Below are 20629 nucleotides of genomic sequence, written 5' to 3' on the forward strand. Positions count from 1 at the left end.
TTCAGGGTTTACGGCAGGGTCAGGCTCTGCACCTGTGCCGGATCGCCGTCTATCAGCGCGCTGAGCGTGAGCTGCGCTTCTGGTTGGTGGCCATAGCGTGCCGCGACGTAGGCGCCCAGCAGGCGGATAAAGTCTTCGGCGATGGTCTGCCCCTTGAGTGTCATCACCCGTTTGCCGTCCATATACACGGGCGCCGAAGGATGCTCTCCGGCGCCGGGTAATGAGATGCCGATGTCCGCCAACTGGCTTTCCCCAGGACCGTTCACCACACAGCCCATGACCGCGACCTGCATTTGCTCGACGCCGGGGTAGCTTGCGCGCCAGTGCGGCGTTTGCTCCCTCAGGAAGCCTTCGATTCGCTGCGCCAGCGCCTGGAAGAACACGCTGGTGGTACGCCCGCAGCCCGGGCACGCCACCACCTGCGGAGTAAAGGCGCGCAAGCCCATGGTTTGCAGGATCTGCTGGGCCACCTGGACTTCTTTGGCGCGCTCGCCGCCGGGTTCCGGGGTGAGGGAAATTCGCAGGGTGTCGCCGATGCCTTCCTGCAGCAGCACGGCCAGGGCAGCCGTTGACGCGACGATGCCTTTGGAACCCATCCCGGCTTCGGTCAGCCCCAGGTGCAGGGGGAAATCGCAGCGCGCTGCCAGGTTGCGGTAAACCGCTATCAGGTCCTGCACATGGCTGACCTTGGCCGATAACACGATATGGTCCGTCGGTAACCCGACCTCGATGGCCCGTTGGGCATTGTCCAGCGCCGAGACCACCAGCGCCTCGCGCATCACCGCATCGGCCGCCAGTGGCGCGGGGAGGACAGCATTGGCATCCATCATGCGCGCCAGCAGGTCAGGGTCGAGGCTGCCCCAGTTGACCCCGATGCGCACCGGTTTGTTGTAGCGACAGGCGACCTCGATCATCTGGCAGAACTGTTCATCGCGTCGTGCGCCCTTGCCGACATTGCCGGGGTTGATCCGGTATTTGGCCAGCGCCTGGGCACATTCGGGGTAAGTGGCGAGCAGGCGATGGCCATTGAAATGAAAGTCGCCCACCAAGGGCACGTCGATCATGCGTCGGTCCAGTCGTTCGCGGATGTTCGCCACCTGTGCGGCGGCTTCGTGGCTGTTGACGGTGATACGTACGAGTTCCGCGCCGGCCCGCGCCAAGCTCTCCACCTGGGTCGCCGTCGCCTCGGCGTCGGTAGTATCCGTATTGGTCATGGCTTGGATCACAATCGGCGCGTCGCCGCCCAGGCGCACAGTCCCGACGTGTACCTGGCGCGTGATGCGCCGCGCAATGGGGGTGTTCATGGCGCAGGCTCCTTTGGCTTATTGCCGGGCAATCAACCCGAGGGGCGGTTGAAACTGCACACGTTCCTCGCGGCCCGCCAGCGTCTGAATGTGCAGCGGGGCGATCCGTGCCAGGGCTGCAATAACGTCCTGTACCGAAGCCTCTGGCGTTGAAGCGCCGGCGCTGATTCCGACGGTCATGTGTGGCGTAAACCAGCGAATATCCACTTCACTGCCGTCGGCCACCAGGTAGCTGGGCGTACCACTGTCGCTGGCCAGTGTGCGCAAGGTCACGGCGTTTGCGCTGTTGGCGCTGCCCACCACCAGTAACCTATCTACCTGGGTACACAGCTCACGCACCGCCTGCTGTCGGTTCTGTACGGCATAGCAGATGTCGCGGCTGGAGGGACCGATAATGTGGGGATAGCGCTGCGTCAGGGCTGCGATCACGTGACGGGTGTCATCGACACTCAAGGTGGTTTGGGTGAGATAGGCCAGGGGAGTGTCGGTCGCAAACGTCAGGGCCTGGACCTGTTCAACGGTCTGGATCAGCGTGATCGGTGTATCAACCTGGCCCAGGATGCCGATGACTTCCGGGTGCCCGGGCTCGCCGATGAGGATCAGTTGATGGCCTTTCGCGGCGTAATGGCGCCCATGGAGATGGACTTTGCTCACCAACGGGCAAGTCGCGTCGAGCACACGAAGGTGACGGTCTGAAGCCTGGTCTTCCACTTCACGCGTCACCCCGTGTGCGCTGAAAATGGTCACGGCGCCGAGCGGCACCTGGTCCAGTTCGTCGACAAAGATTGCACCCTGATCGCGCAGTGTCTGTACCACATGGCGGTTATGCACGATTTCATGACGCACGTAGACCGGTACGCCGAATTGCGCCAAGGCTTGCTCGACCGTGTCGATGGCCCGCACGACGCCGGCACAGAAACCCCTTGATTGAGCCAGGATGATGTTCATGTTTACGCACTCGCCTGGTAGGCCGTGGCCGCGCTGGGGGATGGGCAGCCCAGTTGTCGCTCGTCGGCGAATTGGTGGATTGAACGGACGATGCCCGCAGCGTCGAGGCCGCATTGGCTCAGTAGCTGCTCGGGTGTGCCGTGTTCGACAAATTGGTCGGGCAAGCCCAGTTGCAGCAGCGCAGGGTGCAGATTTTGGCTGGCCAGGTATTCCAGGCAGGCCGAGCCTGCACCGCCCATGATGCAGCCTTCTTCAACCGTCACCAACCAGTCATGTTCAAGTGCAAGCGTCTGGATCAGGTGGCGATCCAGGGGTTTGATAAAGCGCATGTTCGCCACTGTGACGTCGAGCAGCTCTGCGGCTTCCATCGCCCTTTGCGTCATTGAGCCGAAAGCCAGGATGGCGACGCGTGTCCCGCAGGGTTGCCTGCAGACGCGGCGGATCTCGCCTTTACCCACTGCGAGTTCGGTCAGCTCGGATGAAGGAACGATACCGCTGCCCGAGCCTCGTGGATAACGCACCGCGCACGGACCTGGCTGCTGTATGGCGGTGTGCAGCATCTGCCGACATTCCTGCTCGTCAGCCGGCGCCATTACGATGAGATGAGGGATGCAGCGCAAATAGGCGATATCGAAGGCGCCCATGTGGGTCGCCCCATCGGCCCCGACAATTCCGGCGCGGTCGATGGCGAATACCACTGGCAGTTGCTGCAGGGCAATGTCATGGATCAGTTGGTCATAACCGCGTTGCAGGAAGGTCGAGTAGATGGCCACCACCGGCTTCATGCCTCCGGCTGCGAGGCCGGCAGCAAAGGTCAGGGCGTGCTGCTCGGCGATCCCGACATCGAAATAACGCTCGGCAAACCGCTGCTCGAACGCGACGAGTCCTGAGCCTTCGCGCATGGCTGGCGTGATCGCAATCACCCGTGGGTCGCGCTCGGCTTCGTCCGCCAGCCATTGCCCGAACACCTGGGTATAAGTGAGCGCACCGGCAGGGGCGGCGCGAATACCTTCGATAGGATCAAATTTGCCCGGCCCGTGGTACAGCACCGGGTTGGCGGCGGCGGGTGAGTAGCCGTGGCCTTTTTCGGTGACGATATGCAGCAGCTGCGGCCCGCGTCGGTCCTTGACGATATTCAGTGCCCGCACCAACTCACCCAGGTCATGCCCGTCGATTGGCCCGCTGTAGGCCAGGCCCATCGCCTTGAACAGGCTGGCATCGCGACTGACCTGGTGTGACGTCAAGGCACCCAGATGCTCACGTAACATACCCACCGAGGGAGAGATCGACATGTCGTTGTCGTTGAGAATCACCAGGAACGGCAAGTCGCCGTACAGGCCCGCATTGTTCAGCGCCTCGAAGGCCATGCCGCCGCTGAGCGCACCGTCGCCGATCACTGCGATGCAGTGGCGTCGCTGTGCCAGGTTGCGAGCGGCCAATGCCATGCCCAGGGCGGCCGAGATCGAGGTACTCGAGTGCGCGGTGCCGAAACAGTCATAGGTCGACTCACAGCGGCGCGGAAATCCCGAAATGCCGCCTAACTGACGAATCCCGCCCATCTCCTCGCGGCGCCCGGTGAGAATCTTGTGTGCATAGGCCTGGTGGCCGACGTCCCAGATGATGCGGTCATGTGGCGTGTTGAACACATAGTGCAGGGCGATGGTCAGTTCGACGGTGCCAAGGTTGGCTGAAAGATGGCCGCCCGTCGTGCTTACGCTGTGCAGGATGAACGCCCGCAGTTCGTCCGCTAATGGCCCCAAGGCAGCGGAATGTAAAGTGCGCAGGCGGGCCGGGCTGTCGAGGGAGCCGAGGAGTTCGAACATAATGGAGCCCCGCTATAAGTTGCTGACATTTACGAGGGGCGGAGGAGGGTATTCAAAATCCACCGCATAGTGTTCCCACGCATTGTTGGTCAATGTCGTCAAGTAACGCGCGGTATCATCTTGCATCCAGAGTTGATGGCCCACGATCCAGGTTTGCAGGTCCCTCATATAGGCGTTCAACGGTGCGCTATTGCGTTGGGAGAGTAACGTGCACAGGGCGCTGAAGTGGGCAAACTCATTGCGCATTCGATCGGACACACGCGAGATCGCCTCTTGCAATGTGCAACCTTGGCTGGCATAGGCGATAACGATATTTTCATAACGTCCTCGTTGTTCCAGTTCGTCACCCAGGCTGTACCTATCATTACTCCAACTAATGATGTTGTTGGCATGGGCGGTCAATTGCTGCACGGCGGGCGAATAGCGATCGCGATCGCGAAGCTGTAGATCGGCACGAATGCCTGATAACTCAAAGCCTGGAATAAGGCCGATACGGTAGCGGCGCAGCGTTTCATAGTGCGAAACACTCAGCGGCAGCGCATGTAAATACCCAACTAACAACAAGGCGGTACTGCCATACATCATGCGGATGCCATGGGAAAAATGCTGCAGGCGCTTGACCCCAAGGAACTGTTTGAATTGGCGGCAGACGTCGCGCCAGGCAGGCTCGGCAAAAAACGTGGTAGTGCTCGCCGCCGCCTGTTCCAGGACATCAAAGATCGCAGCCACGGCAGCGAGCGTTTGCGGGGCAGGCGGATGTGGCTGATCAAATACTACGTCGTCAACCCAGCCGGTCACAGGCTGGTCCAATAACCGCGCATGGGGTGAGCAGCGGGCTGGCCACGGCCAGTGGAAAATAGGGATCTGCAGTCGTCTCGGCGCGTTCATGGCAAGATTCCATCAGGTCTATGCCATTGGACAAGTACGACGGACCAAACAGCTTGGCAGCAGTAAAGAGTGCGAGAGATTAATGTATGAGTTTTACGCTGGCGTGCAACCTATATGAATAGTTTTATTTGGAATGGCGGAGCTAGAGAAAAATCATATTCGCGCTATTTATAAGTAAATGCTTGGCGTTTTATCGCCAGTCAATATGGACGCATGACGAATAAGTACAGGTTCAGTTGCTACGCTTGTTTCCATCAGGTTTTTGCGAAGAGGATACCGTCATCATGAGGCAGCGCCTGCTCGTTCTCGGTTCTACCGGGTCGGTCGGCGACAGTGTTCTGGATGTAGTCGCGCGTCACCCCGAGGCATTCAAGGTACAAGGTCTTACGGCGCATAGGCGCATCGAAAAATTGTACCGACAGTGCCTGCAATTTCGGCCCGCGATAGCGGTGGTCAGCGAACCGCAGCACGCCATCGAACTGCAGGCTCATTTGTTGGCGGCCAATGTGCCCACGGAAGTGCTGTGTGGTGAGGACGCGCTGTGTGCCGCAGCTCGGGAATCTACCTGTGAGACGGTCGTCGCGGCCATTGTCGGAGGCGCGGGTTTATTGCCGACCTTGAGCGCCGCGCGGGCGGGCAAGAAAATCCTCTTGGCCAACAAGGAAGCATTGGTCATGTCGGGCGCCTTGTTTATCGAAACGGCTGCCAGCGCCGGGGCCACCGTGATTCCGTTGGACAGTGAGCACAATGCGATCTTTCAATGCCTGCAGGGTTGCCAGGGAGCACTTGACGGTGTTGACCGCTTGATACTCACGGCTTCCGGCGGGCCATTCAGGGATCGGCCGGTCGATAGCTTGCACGAAGTGACCCCCGACCAGGCCTGCGCCCATCCTAACTGGTCCATGGGGCGCAAGATTTCCGTGGATTGCGCGACCATGATGAACAAGGGCCTGGAGATCATTGAGGCCCATTGGTTGTTCAACCTGCCTGCCGATCGCATTGAAGCCTTGATTCATCCACAAAGCGTGGTGCATTCCATGGTGGTCTTTCGCGATCAATCAGTGATGGCGCAACTCGGCAACCCCGACATGCGAATGCCGGTCGCGCATGCCCTGGCCTACCCGCTGCGGATCGAGTCTGGCGTCCTGCCTCTGGACTTGACCAAGGTCGGCGGGCTGACATTCGAACACCCAGACGTGCAACGCTTTCCCTGTCTTGGCCTGGCCTTGCAAGCCTTGGCTGCAGGCACTCAGGCCAGTGCCGCGCTGAACGCGGCGAATGAAGTGGCGGTCGAGGCATTTTTAGGAAAACGGATACGCTACACGCATATTCCGTCCGTCATCGAGCAGACCTTGCAGCGTATAGAGCTGCCGGGAGGCTGTAGCCTGGACGATATTCTTGCGTTGGATCAACAGGCACGCCGGTTGGCACGTGAGGCGGTGCACCTGCGCCGTCTCAATACCTAGAGGCCCGGTCAGCCCACCGGGTCGCCTCCCATCCCCTCGCTAATTTTTCCCTCTGCGGTTCGTTTTATAGGGACGACGTGCCTTTGTGCTTCCTGCCTATTGCTCCGGACTCCAAGAAATGAATGCTGAAGACTCCTTGAAACTTGCTCGCCGGTTTATCGGGTTGCCCCTGGAAAAGCGCCAGCTATTCCTGCAGGCACTGCAGAAAGAAGGAGTGGATTTTTCGCGGTTTCCGATTCCGGCCGGGGTCGAGGTAGAGGATCGCGATGCGCTGTCCTACGCGCAGCAACGCATGTGGTTCCTGTGGCAGTTGGACCCGGCCAGCGGCGCCTACAACCTGCCGGGCGCGGTGCGGCTCAAGGGTGCGTTGAACCTGGACGCGATGCAGCAGGCGTTTGCCAGCCTGGTCGCGCGCCATGAAACCCTGCGCACGGTGTTCCAGCGCCAGGCCGATGAGCGCCTGTTGCAGGTGGCGGTGCAGCCGTCACTGGCCATCGAACAGCTGGACCTGAGCACGCTGGCCGTCGCCGAACGCGAGCAGGCCGTCAATGAAGCGGCGACCCACCAGTCGCTGCTGCCGTTCGACCTGGAGCACGGCCCGCTGCTGCGTGTGCAACTGCTCAAGCTTGATGCGCAGGAACACGTGCTGCTGCTGACCCTGCACCACATCGTCTCCGACGGCTGGTCGATGAACGTGCTGATCGACGAGTTCATCCGCTGCTACGACGCCCATGAGCGCAACGAGGTGCCGCAGTTGCCGGCACTGCCGATCCAGTACAGCGACTATGCCCTGTGGCAACGCCGCTGGCTGGAAGCCGGGGAGCAGGCCCGCCAGCTGGATTACTGGCAGGCGCGCCTGGGCGATGAGCATCCGGTGCTGGAACTGCCGACCGACCACGCCCGCCCGGCCATGCCCAGCTACCAGGGCACGCGGCATAACTTCGCGATTGACCCGGCGCTCGCCGCGCAACTGCGCAGTTGTGCGCAAAAACACAACGTCACCTTGTTCATGCTGTTGCTCGGCGCGTTCAATGTGCTCCTGCATCGCTACACCGGTCAGGGGGATATCCGCGTCGGCGTGCCGATTGCCAACCGTAACCGCACCGAAGTCGAAGGGCTGATCGGCTTCTTCGTCAACACCCAGGTCCTGCGCACCGAACTCACCGGGCAAACCCGCGTCACCGAGCTGCTGCAAGGCATCAGGGAGCATGCCCTGGGCGCCCAGGCGCATCAGGAATTGCCTTTCGAACGCCTGGTCGAAGCCCTCAAGATCGAGCGCAGCCTGAGCCATACCCCTTTGTTTCAGGTGATGTACAACCACCAGCCGGTGGTGGCCGACATCGCCTCGGTCAGCACCGCCTCCGGCCTGGAACTGGCCTTGGTGGAGTGGCAGGGGCGCACCACCCAGTTCGACCTGACCCTCGACACCTATGAAAAGTCCGGCACCCTGCATGCCGCCTTGACCTACGCCAACGACCTGTTCGACGCGCCGTCCATCGAGCGCATGGCCCGCCACTGGACCCGCCTGTTGCAGGCGATGGTCACCGATGGCGAGCAGCGCATCGGCGAATTGCCGATGCTGGCCGCCGATGAACAACACGTCCTGGTGCACGCCTGGAATAACACCGCCGCAACCTACCCGACCGAGCGCGGCATCCATCAGCTGATCGAAGACCAGGTGCAGGCCACCCCCGACGCACCGGCGCTGGTGTTCGGCACGACCACGCTGACCTACGCCGAACTCGACGCCCGCGCCAACCGACTCGCGCATGCCTTGCGCGAGCAGGGCGTCGGCCCCGATGTGCTGGTGGGGATCTGCGTCGAGCGCTCGATCGAGATGGTGGTCGGCTTGCTGGCGATTCTCAAGGCCGGCGGCGCCTACGTGCCGCTCGACCCCGAATACCCGCCGGAACGCCTGGCCTACATGATCGAAGACAGCGGCATTCAGCTGCTGCTCAGCCAGCAGCGCCTGCTGGCATCGCTGCCCGCCGCCGGTATCCGCGTGATTGCCCTGGACCAGCCTGCGCTGTGGCTCGACGGCTACAGCAGCGAATCGCCCGGCGTGGCCATCCACGCCTTGAACCTGGCCTACGTGATCTACACCTCCGGTTCCACCGGTAAGCCCAAGGGTGCCGGCAACAGCCATCGCGCGCTGGTCAACCGCCTGTGCTGGATGCAGCAGGCCTACGGGCTGGAGGCCACTGATGCGGTGCTGCAGAAAACCCCGTTCAGCTTTGACGTGTCGGTCTGGGAATTTTTCTGGCCGCTGATGACCGGTGCGCGCCTGGTGGTGGCGGCCCCGGGTGAGCACCGCGAGCCCGCACGTTTGATCGAGACCATCGGCCGGCACGCGATCACCACCTTGCACTTCGTGCCGTCGATGCTCCAGGCATTTATCCATGAACCGGGCGTGCAGGCCTGCACCGGCCTCAAGCGCATCGTCTGCAGCGGTGAAGCCTTACCGCTGGACGCACAGGTCCAGGTGTTCGCCAAGCTGCCGCATGCCGGGCTGTTCAACCTGTATGGCCCCACCGAAGCGGCCATCGACGTGACCCACTGGACCTGCGTCGACGAAGGCGCCGACAGCGTGCCCATCGGCCGCCCGATTGCCAACCTCGGCACCTACGTACTCGACGCCCAGCTCAACCCGGTCCCTGCCGGTGTGTGCGGCGAGTTGTACCTGGGCGGCACCGGGCTGGCGCGCAGTTATCACCGGCGTCCGGCGTTGACCGCCGAGCGTTTTGTGCCGAGTCCATTTGACGATGGCGCACGCCTGTACCGCACCGGCGACCGTGTGCGCCAACGGGCTGATGGCGTGATCGAATACCTCGGTCGCCTCGACCATCAGGTCAAGCTGCGCGGCCTGCGCATCGAGCTGGGTGAAATCGAGACACGCCTGCTGCAACACCCTGGCGTGCGTGAGGCCGTCGTGCTGGTGCAGGGCGGCAAGCAACTGGTGGCCTACCTGGTGCTGGAAGGCGAGGCGCCCAGCGACCTCAAGGCCTGGCTGCTCGGCAGTCTGCCGGAGTACATGGTGCCGACGCATATGGTCCACCTGGCCCAGTTGCCGGTGACTGCCAACGGCAAGCTGGACCGCAAGGCGCTGCCGGTGCCGGATGCTGCCGCGCAGCAGGCTTATGCCGCCCCGGAAAACCCTGTGCAGCAAGCCCTGGCTGCCGTCTGGAGCGATGTGCTCGGGGTCGAGCATGTCGGTCTGGATGACAACTTTTTCGAGCTGGGTGGCGATTCGATCATCTCCATCCAGGTGGTCAGCCGAGCGCGCCAGGCCGGGATTCGTCTCAGCCCGCGCGACCTGTTCCAGTACCAGAGCGTGCGCAGCCTGGCGTTGGTGGCGAGCGTCGAGCACGCGGCGCATATCGACCAGGGCCCGGTCACCGGCGAGGTGGTGCTGACGCCGGTGCAGGCGAGCTTCTTCGAGCAGGCAATCGCGCAGCGCAAGCATTGGAACCAGTCGCTGCTGCTGACCCCGCGCGAAACCCTGGAGCCGGCGCGCGTTGAGGCGGCGTTGACCCAGGTGATCAACCATCACGATGCGCTGCGCCTGTGCTTTGTGCAGCAGGCCGAGGGCTGGCAGCAAGCCCATGCCGCGCCGGTTGCAAGCGCCTCAATGTGGCAGTCCCAGGTTGCTGACGAGGCTGAGCTGGCCGCCCTCTGCGACGAGGCCCAACGCAGCCTCGACCTTGAATACGGCCCGCTGCTGCGCGCCGTGCTGGTCAGCATGGGCGACGGCACCCAGCGCCTGCTGCTGGTGATCCATCACCTGGTGGTGGACGGCGTGTCCTGGCGCATCCTGCTGGAAGACCTGCAGCACGCCTATGGCGCCGCGCCGCTGCCGGCCAAGACCAGCGCCTACCAAGTGTGGGCGCAGCAGTTGCAGGCCCATGCACAGACCCTCGATCACCAGCTGTCTTACTGGCAGGCACAGACCGCGGACGCCGACTTGCCCTGCGACAACCCGCAGGGCGACCTGCAAAACCGCGTGGGCAGCAAACTCGAAATCCGCCTCAGTGCCGAACAGACGCGCCAACTCCTGCAGGACGCCCCGGCGGCCTATCGCACCCAGGTCAACGACCTGCTGCTGACAGCATTGGCGCGGGTGATCAGCCGTTGGAGCAAGCAGCCCGCTGCGCTGATCCAGCTCGAAGGGCATGGCCGTGAAGACCTCTTCGACAGCGTCGACCTGACCCGCACCGTCGGCTGGTTCACCAGCCTGTTCCCGGTGCGCCTGCAGGCGGGTGGTGAGTTGTCGAGTGCAATCAAATCGGTCAAGGAGCAACTGCGTGCGGTGCCGGATAAAGGCATTGGCTACGGCCTGTTGCGCTACCTGGGCACGCCTGCTGCGCGCGACGCCTTGTCGGCACTCGCCGTGCCGCGCATCACCTTCAACTACCTCGGCCAGTTCGACCGCCAGTTCAATGAGTCGGCGCTGTTGGTGCCGGCGCCCGAGGGCAGCGGCCAGGCCCAGGACCCTGAAGCACCGTTGGCCAACTGGCTGACCGTGGAAGGGCAGGTGTATGGCGGGGAGCTGGCCCTGCAGTGGGGGTTCAGCCGCGAGATGTTCGAGGCCTCGACCATTCAAGGCCTGGTGGACGATTACCGGCATGAACTGTTGGCGATGATCGCCCATTGCGTCGACCCCCGTCAGGGCGGCCTGACCCCGGCCGATGTGGGCCTGGCGCAGCTGACCCAGGCGCAACTCGACGCGTTGGCACTGCCTGCGCGTGCGGTTCAGGACCTGTACCCGTTGTCGCCGATGCAACAGGGCATGCTGTTTCACAGCCTCTATCAACAGGGCGATGCGGATGTCTACGTCAGCCAGTTGCGTGCCGACGTGCAGGGGCTCGATGTGGCGCAATTCCAGCGCGCCTGGGCGCAGGTGCTGGCACGACACGACATGCTGCGCACCGGCTTTGTCTGGCAGGACGACCAGGGCCAGGCGCTGCAGGTGGTGTATCGCCAGGTCGACATGCCATTCGCCGAGTACGACTGGCGCGAGCGCCAGGACCTCGCCACGGCGCTGGATGAATTGGCCGCCGATCACCATCGCCAGGGCTTCGAGTTGGCGCGTCCGCCGTTGCTGCGCGTGGCATTGGTGCGCAGCGCCGAGGACCGTTGGCACTTGATCTACACCAGCCATCACATCCTGATGGATGGCTGGAGCAACGCCCTGGTGCTCAACGAAGTGCTGCAAGCCTGCAAGGGCCACGCACTGCCGCCGGTGGGCGCGGCGTTTTCCCAGCATATCGCCTGGCTGCAACAACAGGACCCGGCCATCGGCGAGACCTTCTGGCGCGAACGCCTGGCGCAGCTCGACGAACCTACGCACCTGGCGCGCAGCGTGGCCAAGACCGCAGCACCCCACGGCAGTGAATACGCTGAAATCCTCTGTGAACTGGATGAGGCCCAGACCCGGCGCCTGGCTGATTTCGCGCGTGCCCACCAAGTGACCCTCAACACCCTGGTGCAGTCGGCGTGGCTGTTGCTGCTGCAGCGCTACACCGGTCAATCCAGCGTCGCCTGCGGTGTCACGGTATCCGGGCGTCCGGCGCAGTTGGCGAATGTCGAGCAGCAAGTCGGCCTGTTCATCAATACCTTGCCGCTGATCGCAGCGGCCAATCCGGCGCAATCCGTCAGCGACTGGGTGCGAACGGTCCAGGCGCTCAACCTGGAAATGCGCGAGCACGAGCACACGCCGCTGTTCGATATCCAGCGCTGGGCCGGGTCGGCCGGCGAAGCGCTGTTCGACACCCTGGTGGTGTTCGAGAACTTCCCCGTCGCCAAGAGCCTGGAGCAAGCGGGCGAGGGCGGCCTGCGTTTCAGTCACGTGCGTCATCAGGAACGCACCAACTACCCGCTGACCCTCACCGTGCACGGGGGGCAGCGTTTGAGCCTGCACCTGGAGTACCTGTGTGCGGACCTTGCCACCGACGCCGTGCAACACATCGCGGCGTATCTGCAAGGGCTGTTGCAGCAGTTTGTCGATGCGCCCGGGCAGGCGTTGGGCGCGATCCCGCTGCTGTTGGCCGCTGAACACCAGCGCGTACTCACCGAGTGGAACCCGCCTCACGCCGCCCAACCGGCCCAGGCGAGCGTATTGCAGCGCTTTGAACAGCAGGCGGCAACCCAGCCGCATGCTATCGCGCTGATCCTCGATCAACAGCGCATGAGCTATGCCGAGCTGAATGCGCGCGCCAACCGCCTGGCCCATCGCCTGGTGGAACTGGGCGTGACCGCCGACACCCTGGTGGGGGTAGCGGTGGACCGCTCCCTGGACATGATCGTCGGCCTGCTGGCGGTGCTCAAGGCCGGCGGTGCCTATGTGCCGCTGGACCCCAAGTATCCGGCCGAGCGCCTGCAATGCATGATCGAGGACAGCGGCCTGCAGTTGCTGCTGACCCAACAACCGCTGCTGGACCAATTGCCGATCACAGCCAGCCTGAGCCTGGTCTGCCTGGAAGACCGGCACGATTGGTTGAGCGACTACAGCGCGCAAAACCTGTTACCACGGGCACAGCCGGCGAACCTTGCCTACGTGATGTTCACCTCTGGCTCCACGGGCCGGCCGAAAGGCGTGGGCATCGACCTGGCGTCCCTGGCGCGGCATGTGGAAGTGTTCAGCGAACTGTTTACGCTGCAGCCGCATGACCGTGTGCTGCAGTTCGGCACCTTCAACTTCGACGGTTTCGTCGAGCAGCTGTACCCGGCGCTGTGCTGTGGCGCAGCGGTAGTGGTACGCGGTGGCGACCTGTGGGACAGCGACACCTTCTACCAACAACTGCTCGACCACGATATCTCCGTGGTCGACCTGACCACCGCCTACTGGCTGCTGTTGGTGCGTGATTTTGCCGACCGTGGCCCTCGCGACTACGGCCGTCTGCGCCAACTGCACATCGGTGGCGAAGCCATGCCGCCGGAAGGCCTCAGCGCCTGGCGCGAAGCGGGCCTGCAGCGTGTACGCCTGCTCAACACCTACGGCCCGACCGAGGCCACGGTGACCGCCACGGCACTGGACTGTGCCGCCTACGTCGATGGCCGCGAAGCCCTGCCGTCGATGATGCCGATCGGGCGGGTGCTCGATGGCCGCGCCATTTACCTGCTGGACGCTAACCTCAACCCGGTGCCGGTGGGTGTCGCGGGCGAACTGGTGATCGGTGGGCCATTGCTGGCGCGCGGTTACTTCAACCGTCCCGACCTGACGGCGCATCGCTTCATTCCCGATCCGTTCTGCACCGACGGTGGCGGGCGCTTGTACCGCACCGGCGACCTGGCGCGCTATCGCGCCGACGGCATGATCGAGTACGTGGGCCGTATCGACCACCAGGTCAAGGTGCGCGGTTTCCGTATCGAATTGAACGAAATCGAAGCGCGCCTGCTGGCCCAACCCAGCGTGCGCGAAGCATTGGTGGTCGCCGCCGATAACCAGTTGGTGGGCTACATCGTCGCCAGCCACGCACTGGACGAGGCCCAGCAAGCCGAGTTGCTCACTCAGCTCAAGGCCACGCTGCGCGCGGAGCTGCCGGACTACATGGTGCCGGCGCACCTGCTGTTGCTCGCGCACCTGCCGCTGAGCCCCAACGGCAAGCTGGACCGCGCCGCGCTGCCCAAGCCGGATGCCAACCAGGCGCGGGTCGATTGGCTGGCACCGGTTACCGAGGTGCAGCAACAGGTCGCGGCGATCTGGGCCCAGGTGCTGGGCGCCGAGCGGGTAGGGCTCAACGATCACTTCTTCGAGAGGGGTGGGCACTCGTTGCTCGCCACGCAGATGGTGTCCCGCGTGCGGCATGGACTGGGCATCGAGGTGGCACTCAAGAGCGTGTTCGAGCAGCCGGTGCTGGCAGATTTCGTCGCGGCACTGGGCACCCGTGCTGCCACGGCGCCGGCGATGCTGGCGGTCGGGCGTGAGCAGCCGCTGGCGCTGTCCTTCGCCCAGGAGCGCCAGTGGTTCCTCTGGCAACTGGACCCGCGCAGCGCGGCCTACCACGTGCCCGCCGCCTTGCACTTGCGCGGTCGATTGGACAGTGCCGCGCTGGAAAACGCCTTCCAGGCGCTGGTGCAACGTCATGAGCCGTTGCGCACCACGTTTGTGGAGAGGGGCGAGCACACCTGGCAGGTCATTCACCCGGACCTGGCGATTGCCATCGAGCGCCAGCGCGTCGAGGCGCCGGATATCGAACACGCCGTGGCGCAGGAAATCCAGCGCCCGTTCGACCTGGTCAACGGCCCGCTGATGCGCGTCGCACTGCTGCAGATCGACGCCGAGCACCATGTGCTGGTCATCACCCAGCACCACATCATCTCCGATGGCTGGTCGATGCAAGTGATGGTCGACGAACTGGTCGCGCTGTATCAGGGCCACGCCCGGTTGCCGTCCCTGGCGCTGCAGTACGCCGACTATGCCGTGTGGCAGCGCGACTGGATGGCGGGCGGGGAAACCCAGCGTCAACTCAATTACTGGTGCACGCACCTGGGTACCGAGCATCCGCTGCTGGAATTGCCCCTGGACCACCCGCGCCCAGCGGTGCAAAGCCACCGCGGTGCGCGCCAGCAGATCCAGCTCGACACCCGTCTGGTCGCCGAACTGAAGGCACTCGCCCAGCGTCAGGACGTGACCCTGTTCATGTTGCTGCTCGCCTCGTTCCAGACCCTGCTGCACCGCTACAGCGGCCAGTCCGAGATCCGTGTCGGCGTGCCGATTGCCAACCGCAACCGCCTTGAAACCGAACGCCTGATCGGCTTTTTCGTCAACACCCAGGTGCTCAAGGCCGACCTGCACGGGCAGATGCGCTTTGACCAGTTGCTGGCCCAGGTCAAGCAACGCGCCCTGGACGCCCAGGCCCATCAGGACTTGCCGTTCGAACAACTGGTGGAAGCCCTGCAGCCGGAGCGCAGCCTCAGCCATAACCCGCTGTTCCAGGTGATGTTCAACCATCAGGACAACCTGCGCCAAGGCGCGGTGCAACTGCCCGGCCTGGACCTGCAACCGGTGGACTGGGCCGGCCACACCACTCAGTTCGACCTCAACCTGGAGACCGAAGAGTCCGCCGACGGCCTGTGGGCCTCCCTGACCTACGCCACCGACCTGTTCGACGCCGCGACCCTGCAGCGCATGGCCGGTCACTGGCAGAACCTGCTGCACGCCGTGGTACGCGATGCCGCTCAGGTCTTGGATGAGCTGGCGATGCTCAGCGCGCCGCAATCCCGGCAACTGCTCGAAACGTGGAACCACACCGCCGTCGAATTTGCGCGCGAGCGCTGTGTGCAGCAATTGTTCGAAGCGCAGGCGCTGGCGCATCCTCAGGCCATCGCGCTGCATTTCAACGGCCAAGCCCTGAGCTACGCCGCGCTCAATCGCCGCGCCAACCGCCTGGCTCATCGCCTGATCGCGGCGGGTGTCGGCCCTGACGTGTTGGTTGCCGTGCATGTGGAGCGCTCCCTGGACATGGTGGTCGGCCTGTTGGCGACCCTCAAGGCCGGTGGCGCCTATGTGCCGCTCGACCCGCAGTTCCCGGCGGATCGCCTGGCCTTCATGCTTGAGGACAGCCGCGCACGGGTGCTGCTGACCCAGCCGCACCTGATCGGGCGCCTGGCGCAACCGCAGGGCCTGCAGGTGCTGCTGGTCGACGATGTCGATGCCGACGACCACAACCCGCAGGTCAGCGTCACGCCGGAACACTTGGCGTACGTGATCTACACCTCCGGTTCCACCGGCAAACCCAAGGGCGTGATGGTGCGGCACCAGGCGCTGTGCAGCTTTACCAGCGGCATGGCGACGACGTTGGACATGGGTGCGCAGGCGCGGGTGCTGTCGCTGACCACGTTCTCGTTCGATATCTTCGCCCTGGAGCTGTACGTGCCACTGACGGTCGGTGCCACGGTGCTGTTGAGCGATCAGGCGATGGCCCTCGACCCGGAGGCCATTCTCGACCTCGCGCACAGCCAGTCCGCCAACGTGCTGCAAGCCACGCCTTCGACCTGGCGCATGCTGCTGGAAAGCCCGCGTGCCGATCAGTTGCGCGGCATCAAGGCCCTGTGTGGCGGCGAAGCCCTGCCGGCCGATCTGGCCCAACGCATGCTCGACCTGCAAGGTCCGGTGTGGAACCTGTATGGCCCCACCGAAACCACGATCTGGTCGGCGGCCCATCGTTTGTCGCAGGCGCAGCCTTTTGTCGGGCGTCCCATTGCCAATACCACCTTGTTCATCCTCAACGCCGGGCTCACGCCATGCCCGTTGGGTGCATCCGGCGAACTGCTGATCGGCGGTGTCGGCCTGGCACGCGGTTACCACGCGCGGCCAGCGCTGACGGCCGAGCGCTTCGTGCCCAACCCCTACGGTGCACCGGGCGAACGCCTGTACCGTACCGGCGACCTGGCGCGCTACCGTGACGACGGCGTGGTCGAATACATCGGCCGGGTCGACCACCAGGTCAAGGTGCGCGGTTTCCGTATCGAACTCGGCGAAATCGAAGCCTGCCTGCGCGAGCAGCCTGGCGTGCGCGAAGCCGTGGTGCTGGCCGACGACGACCGCTTGATCGCTTACCTGGTCAGCTCGGCGGCGCAAGCCCCGCAGGCGTACCAAGCCGCCTTGCGCGAGCGCCTGCCGGACTACATGGTGCCGGCACACCTGATGTTCCTCGACAGCCTGCCCCTGACCCCCAACGGCAAGCTCGACCGCAAGGCGTTGCCGAAGGTCGATGCCAGCCTGTGGCGCAAAGGCCATGTGGCACCGGTATCCGAGCGCGAAAAACAGGTCGCGGCGATCTGGGCCGACGTGCTGGATGTGCCGCAGGTCGGCCTCGACGACCACTTCTTCGAGCTGGGCGGGCACTCGCTGCTGGCCACGCGGGTGGTGTCGCGGGTCCGCCAGGCGCTGGCGCTGGAAGTGGCGCTCAAGTGCCTGTTCGAACACCCCTTGCTGGGCGACTTTGTCGCGTCCCTGGGCGAAGAGCGCGTGGCTGCGCCGGCGTTGCTCAAGGTTGATCGCGACCAACCGCTGCCGCTGTCCTATGCCCAGGAGCGCCAATGGTTCCTCTGGCAACTGGACCCGCACAGCGCCGCGTATCATATCCCCAGCGCCTTGCGTTTAAAGGGCACGCTGGACCAGGCGGCACTGCAACGCAGTTTCGACACCTTGCTCGCCCGCCATGAAAGCCTGCGCACCCATCTGCGCCAGGACGCGGCGGCCACGGTGCAGGTCATCGAAGACTCGGGCCTGATCGACATCGAGCTGGCCGACACCGATGAAGCCGGGCTCAAGGCGCAGGTCGCCGCCGAGGTCGCACAGCCGTTCGACCTGCTGCGCGGGCCGTTGCTGCGGGTCAAACTGCTGCGTCTGGCCAAGGACGACCACGTGCTGGTGCTGGTGCAGCACCATATCGTCTCCGATGGCTGGTCGATGCAACTGATGGTCGAAGAGCTGGTGCAGCTCTACGCGGCCTTCAGCCAGGGGCAGACGCCGGACCTGCCGCCGTTGCCGATCCAGTACGCCGACTACGCCGTGTGGCAGCGCCACTGGATGGAGGCCGGAGAAAAGGCGCGTCAGCTGGCGTACTGGCAAGGTTTGCTGGGCGGCGTGCAGCCGGTGCTGGAATTACCGTTCGACTACCAGCGCCCGGCCGTGCAAAGCCATCGCGGGGCGCGCCTGGGGATTGAGCTGCCGGCCGCGCTGCTGGGCGGTTTGCGCAACCTGGCGCGCGACGCCGGGGTGACCTTGCCGATGGTGTTGCTGGCGTCCTACCAGGCCTTGCTGCACCGCTACAGTGGCCAGGAAGATGTGCGCGTCGGCGTGCCGATTGCCAACCGCAACCGCTTGGAAACCGAAGGGCTGATCGGCTTCTTCGTCAACACCCAGGTGCTCAAGGCCGACATCCATGGGCAAATGAGCGTCGAGCAGTTGTTGCAGCAGGCGCGCCAGCGTTCCCTTGAGGCCCAGGCCCATCAGGACCTGCCGTTCGAGCAACTGGTCGAGGCCCTGCAACCTGAGCGCAGCATGAGCCTGAGCCCGTTGTTCCAGGTGCTGTTCAACCACCGTGTGACCTCTGCCGGCCTGCATCTGCAGGGCTTGACCGCCCTCGACGTCGAAGTACTCGGTTGGGATGAAGGCGTCGCCCAGTTCGACCTGGCGCTGGACGTAGAAGAAAGCCAGGCCGCGCTGCGTGCGTCCCTGAGCTACGCCACCGACCTGTTCGCCCCGGCGACCATCGAGCGCATGGCTGGCCACTGGCAGAACCTGTTGCAGGCGATGGTTGCCGATCAGCAGCAGACTGTCGGCCAACTCAACCTGCTGGGTGCGGATGAGCAACGGCACATCCTGCAGCTGTGGGACCAGACCGACGCCGGCTTCTCGGCCCAGCGCCTGGTGCACGAGTTGGTTGCCGAGCGTGCGCGGGAAAATCCTGCGGCGGTGGCGGTCAAGTTCGATGCACAAACCCTGAGCTATGGCGAGCTGGATCGCGAGGCCAACCGCCTGGCCCATGCGCTGATCGCCCGTGGTGTCGGCCCGGAAGTGCGCGTGGCCATCGCCATGCCGCGCAGTGCCGAGATCATGGTGGCGTTCCTCGCGGTAATGAAAGCGGGCGGGGTGTATGTGCCGCTGGATATCGAATACCCCCGCGACCGCCTGCTGTACATGATGCAGGACAGCCGCGCGCAACTGCTGCTCACCGACAGCCGCGCGTTGCAGCAACTGCCGATCCCGGCAGGATTGACCAGCCTGGCGATTGATCGCACTGAAGAGTGGGCGGGGTTCAGCGACACGGCGCCCGATGTGAAGCTGGACGGCGACAACCTCGCCTACGTGATCTACACCTCCGGCTCCACCGGCATGCCCAAGGGCGTGGCGGTGTCCCACGGCCCGTTGGTGGCGCATATCATCGCCACCGGCGAGCGCTATGAAACCAGCCCGGCCGATTGCGAATTGCACTTCATGTCGTTCGCCTTCGACGGCTCCCACGAAGGCTGGATGCACCCGTTGATCAACGGCGCCAGCGTGCTGATCCGCGATGACAGCCTGTGGCTGCCCGAGTACACCTACGAACAGATGCACCGTCACAACGTGACCATGGCCGTGTTCCCGCCGGTGTACCTGCAACAACTGGCCGAGCATGCCGAGCGTGACGGTAACCCGCCGAAGGTACGTGTGTACTGCTTTGGCGGTGATGCCGTAGCCCAGGCGAGCTATGACCTGGCCTGGCGCGCACTCAAGCCGACCTACCTGTTCAACGGCTACGGCCCGACGGAAACGGTGGTTACGCCACTGCTGTGGAAAGCACGCAAGGGCGACCCGTGCGGCGCGGTCTATGCACCGATTGGCACTTTGCTGGGCAATCGCAGCGGCTACGTCCTCGACGCGCAGCTCAACCTGCAGCCGGTCGGTGTCGCCGGCGAGCTGTACCTGGGCGGGGAGGGCGTGGCGCGCGGTTACCTGGAGCGTCCAGCACTGACCGCCGAGCGCTTCGTGCCGGACCCCTTCGGCAAGCCGGGCAGCCGCGTGTACCGCAGCGGTGACCTGACCCGCGGGCGCCCGGATGGCGTGGTGGACTACCTCGGTCGTGTCGACCATCAAGTGAAAATCCGCGGTTTCCGCATCGAACTGGGTGAAATCGAAGCGCGCCTGCGTGAGCAGGACAATGTCGGCGAAACCGTCGTGGTGGCCCACGAAGGCCCGACCGGCAAGCAACTGGTGGCTTATGTAGTGCCGGCCGATGCCAACCTGGCCGATCAGGCCGAGTTCCGCGACAACCTGCGCCGCGCGCTGAAAACCCGCCTGCCGGACTACATGGTGCCGACGCACTTCATGTTCCTCGCGCAAATGCCGCTGACCCCCAACGGCAAGCTCGACCGCAAGGGGTTGCCCGAGCCGGATGCAAGCCTGCTGCAACAGGCCTATGTGGCCCCCGAAAGCGAGCTGGAACAGCAGATCGCCGCGATCTGGGCCGAGGTGCTGCGCCTGCCGCAAGTGGGCCTGAACGACAACTTCTTCGAGGTGGGCGGCCACTCCCTGCTGGCGATCCAGATCACCTCGCGGGTGCAGGCCGAACTGGGCCTGGAAGTGCCACTGGTGGAAGTGTTCCAGACCGAAACGCTGCGTGCCTACGTACAGGCCGCCGCCACCTTCCGCGCCGGCAGTGCGGAAGATTTTGATGACCTTCGTGACTTTTTGAGCGAACTAGAGGCGATTTGA

General features: G+C 64.1%; 6 protein-coding genes. 2 read left to right on the top strand and 4 right to left on the bottom strand.

Translation table 11 applies throughout. From position 1 onward, the window contains the following. Positions 1 to 8: 8 nt before the first annotated feature. The 4 genes from ispG to AC07OJ_RS01775 are packed head-to-tail and all read right to left on the bottom strand — an operon-like array spanning position 9 to position 4963. Positions 9 to 1304: a flavodoxin-dependent (E)-4-hydroxy-3-methylbut-2-enyl-diphosphate synthase gene (gene ispG / locus AC07OJ_RS01760; RefSeq protein WP_495093766.1), complete on the bottom strand. Its 1296-nt coding sequence runs from the start codon at positions 1302 to 1304 to the stop codon at positions 9 to 11. Positions 1305 to 1322: 18 nt separating this feature from the next. Then, complete coding sequence (gene ispH, locus AC07OJ_RS01765; RefSeq protein ID WP_495093767.1) at positions 1323 to 2252, bottom strand: 4-hydroxy-3-methylbut-2-enyl diphosphate reductase; 930 nt, start codon at positions 2250 to 2252, stop codon at positions 1323 to 1325. 2 nt (positions 2253 to 2254) lie between these two features. Further along, on the bottom strand, positions 2255 to 4075 hold the full coding sequence (dxs, locus tag AC07OJ_RS01770) for a 1-deoxy-D-xylulose-5-phosphate synthase (RefSeq protein ID WP_065906078.1): 1821 nt from the start codon (positions 4073 to 4075) through the stop codon (positions 2255 to 2257). Positions 4076 to 4087: 12 nt separating this feature from the next. Next, positions 4088 to 4963, bottom strand: a complete 876-nt coding sequence (locus tag AC07OJ_RS01775) for a terpene synthase family protein (protein WP_495093768.1) — start codon at positions 4961 to 4963, stop codon at positions 4088 to 4090. A gap of 284 nt (positions 4964 to 5247) precedes the next feature. On the opposite strand from AC07OJ_RS01775, the gene ispC reads away from it, so the two are divergent. Together ispC and AC07OJ_RS01785 are read left to right on the top strand one after the other, a co-directional pair. Further along, positions 5248 to 6429 carry a 1-deoxy-D-xylulose-5-phosphate reductoisomerase gene (gene ispC / locus AC07OJ_RS01780; RefSeq protein WP_106804297.1) on the top strand — a complete coding sequence of 394 codons (1182 nt, stop codon included), beginning with the start codon at positions 5248 to 5250 and terminating at the stop codon, positions 6427 to 6429. Between the two features lie 118 nt (positions 6430 to 6547). Then, on the top strand, positions 6548 to 20629 hold the full coding sequence (locus AC07OJ_RS01785; RefSeq protein ID WP_495093769.1) for a non-ribosomal peptide synthase/polyketide synthase: 14082 nt from the start codon (positions 6548 to 6550) through the stop codon (positions 20627 to 20629).

The sequence above is a fragment of the Pseudomonas sp. GW821-FHT09C08 genome, from assembly GCF_059418125.1.

Bases quoted from the DNA above. Each gene is read 5' to 3' on its own strand.
- ispG (WP_495093766.1), bottom strand. From the start codon at position 1,304: ATGAACACCCCCATTGCGCGGCGCATCACGCGCCAGGTACACGTCGGG.
- ispH (WP_495093767.1), bottom strand. From the start codon at position 2,252: ATGAACATCATCCTGGCTCAATCAAGGGGTTTCTGTGCCGGCGTCGTG.
- dxs (WP_065906078.1), bottom strand. From the start codon at position 4,075: ATGTTCGAACTCCTCGGCTCCCTCGACAGCCCGGCCCGCCTGCGCACT.
- AC07OJ_RS01775 (WP_495093768.1), bottom strand. From the start codon at position 4,963: ATGAACGCGCCGAGACGACTGCAGATCCCTATTTTCCACTGGCCGTGG.
- ispC (WP_106804297.1), top strand. From the start codon at position 5,248: ATGAGGCAGCGCCTGCTCGTTCTCGGTTCTACCGGGTCGGTCGGCGAC.
- AC07OJ_RS01785 (WP_495093769.1), top strand. From the start codon at position 6,548: ATGAATGCTGAAGACTCCTTGAAACTTGCTCGCCGGTTTATCGGGTTG.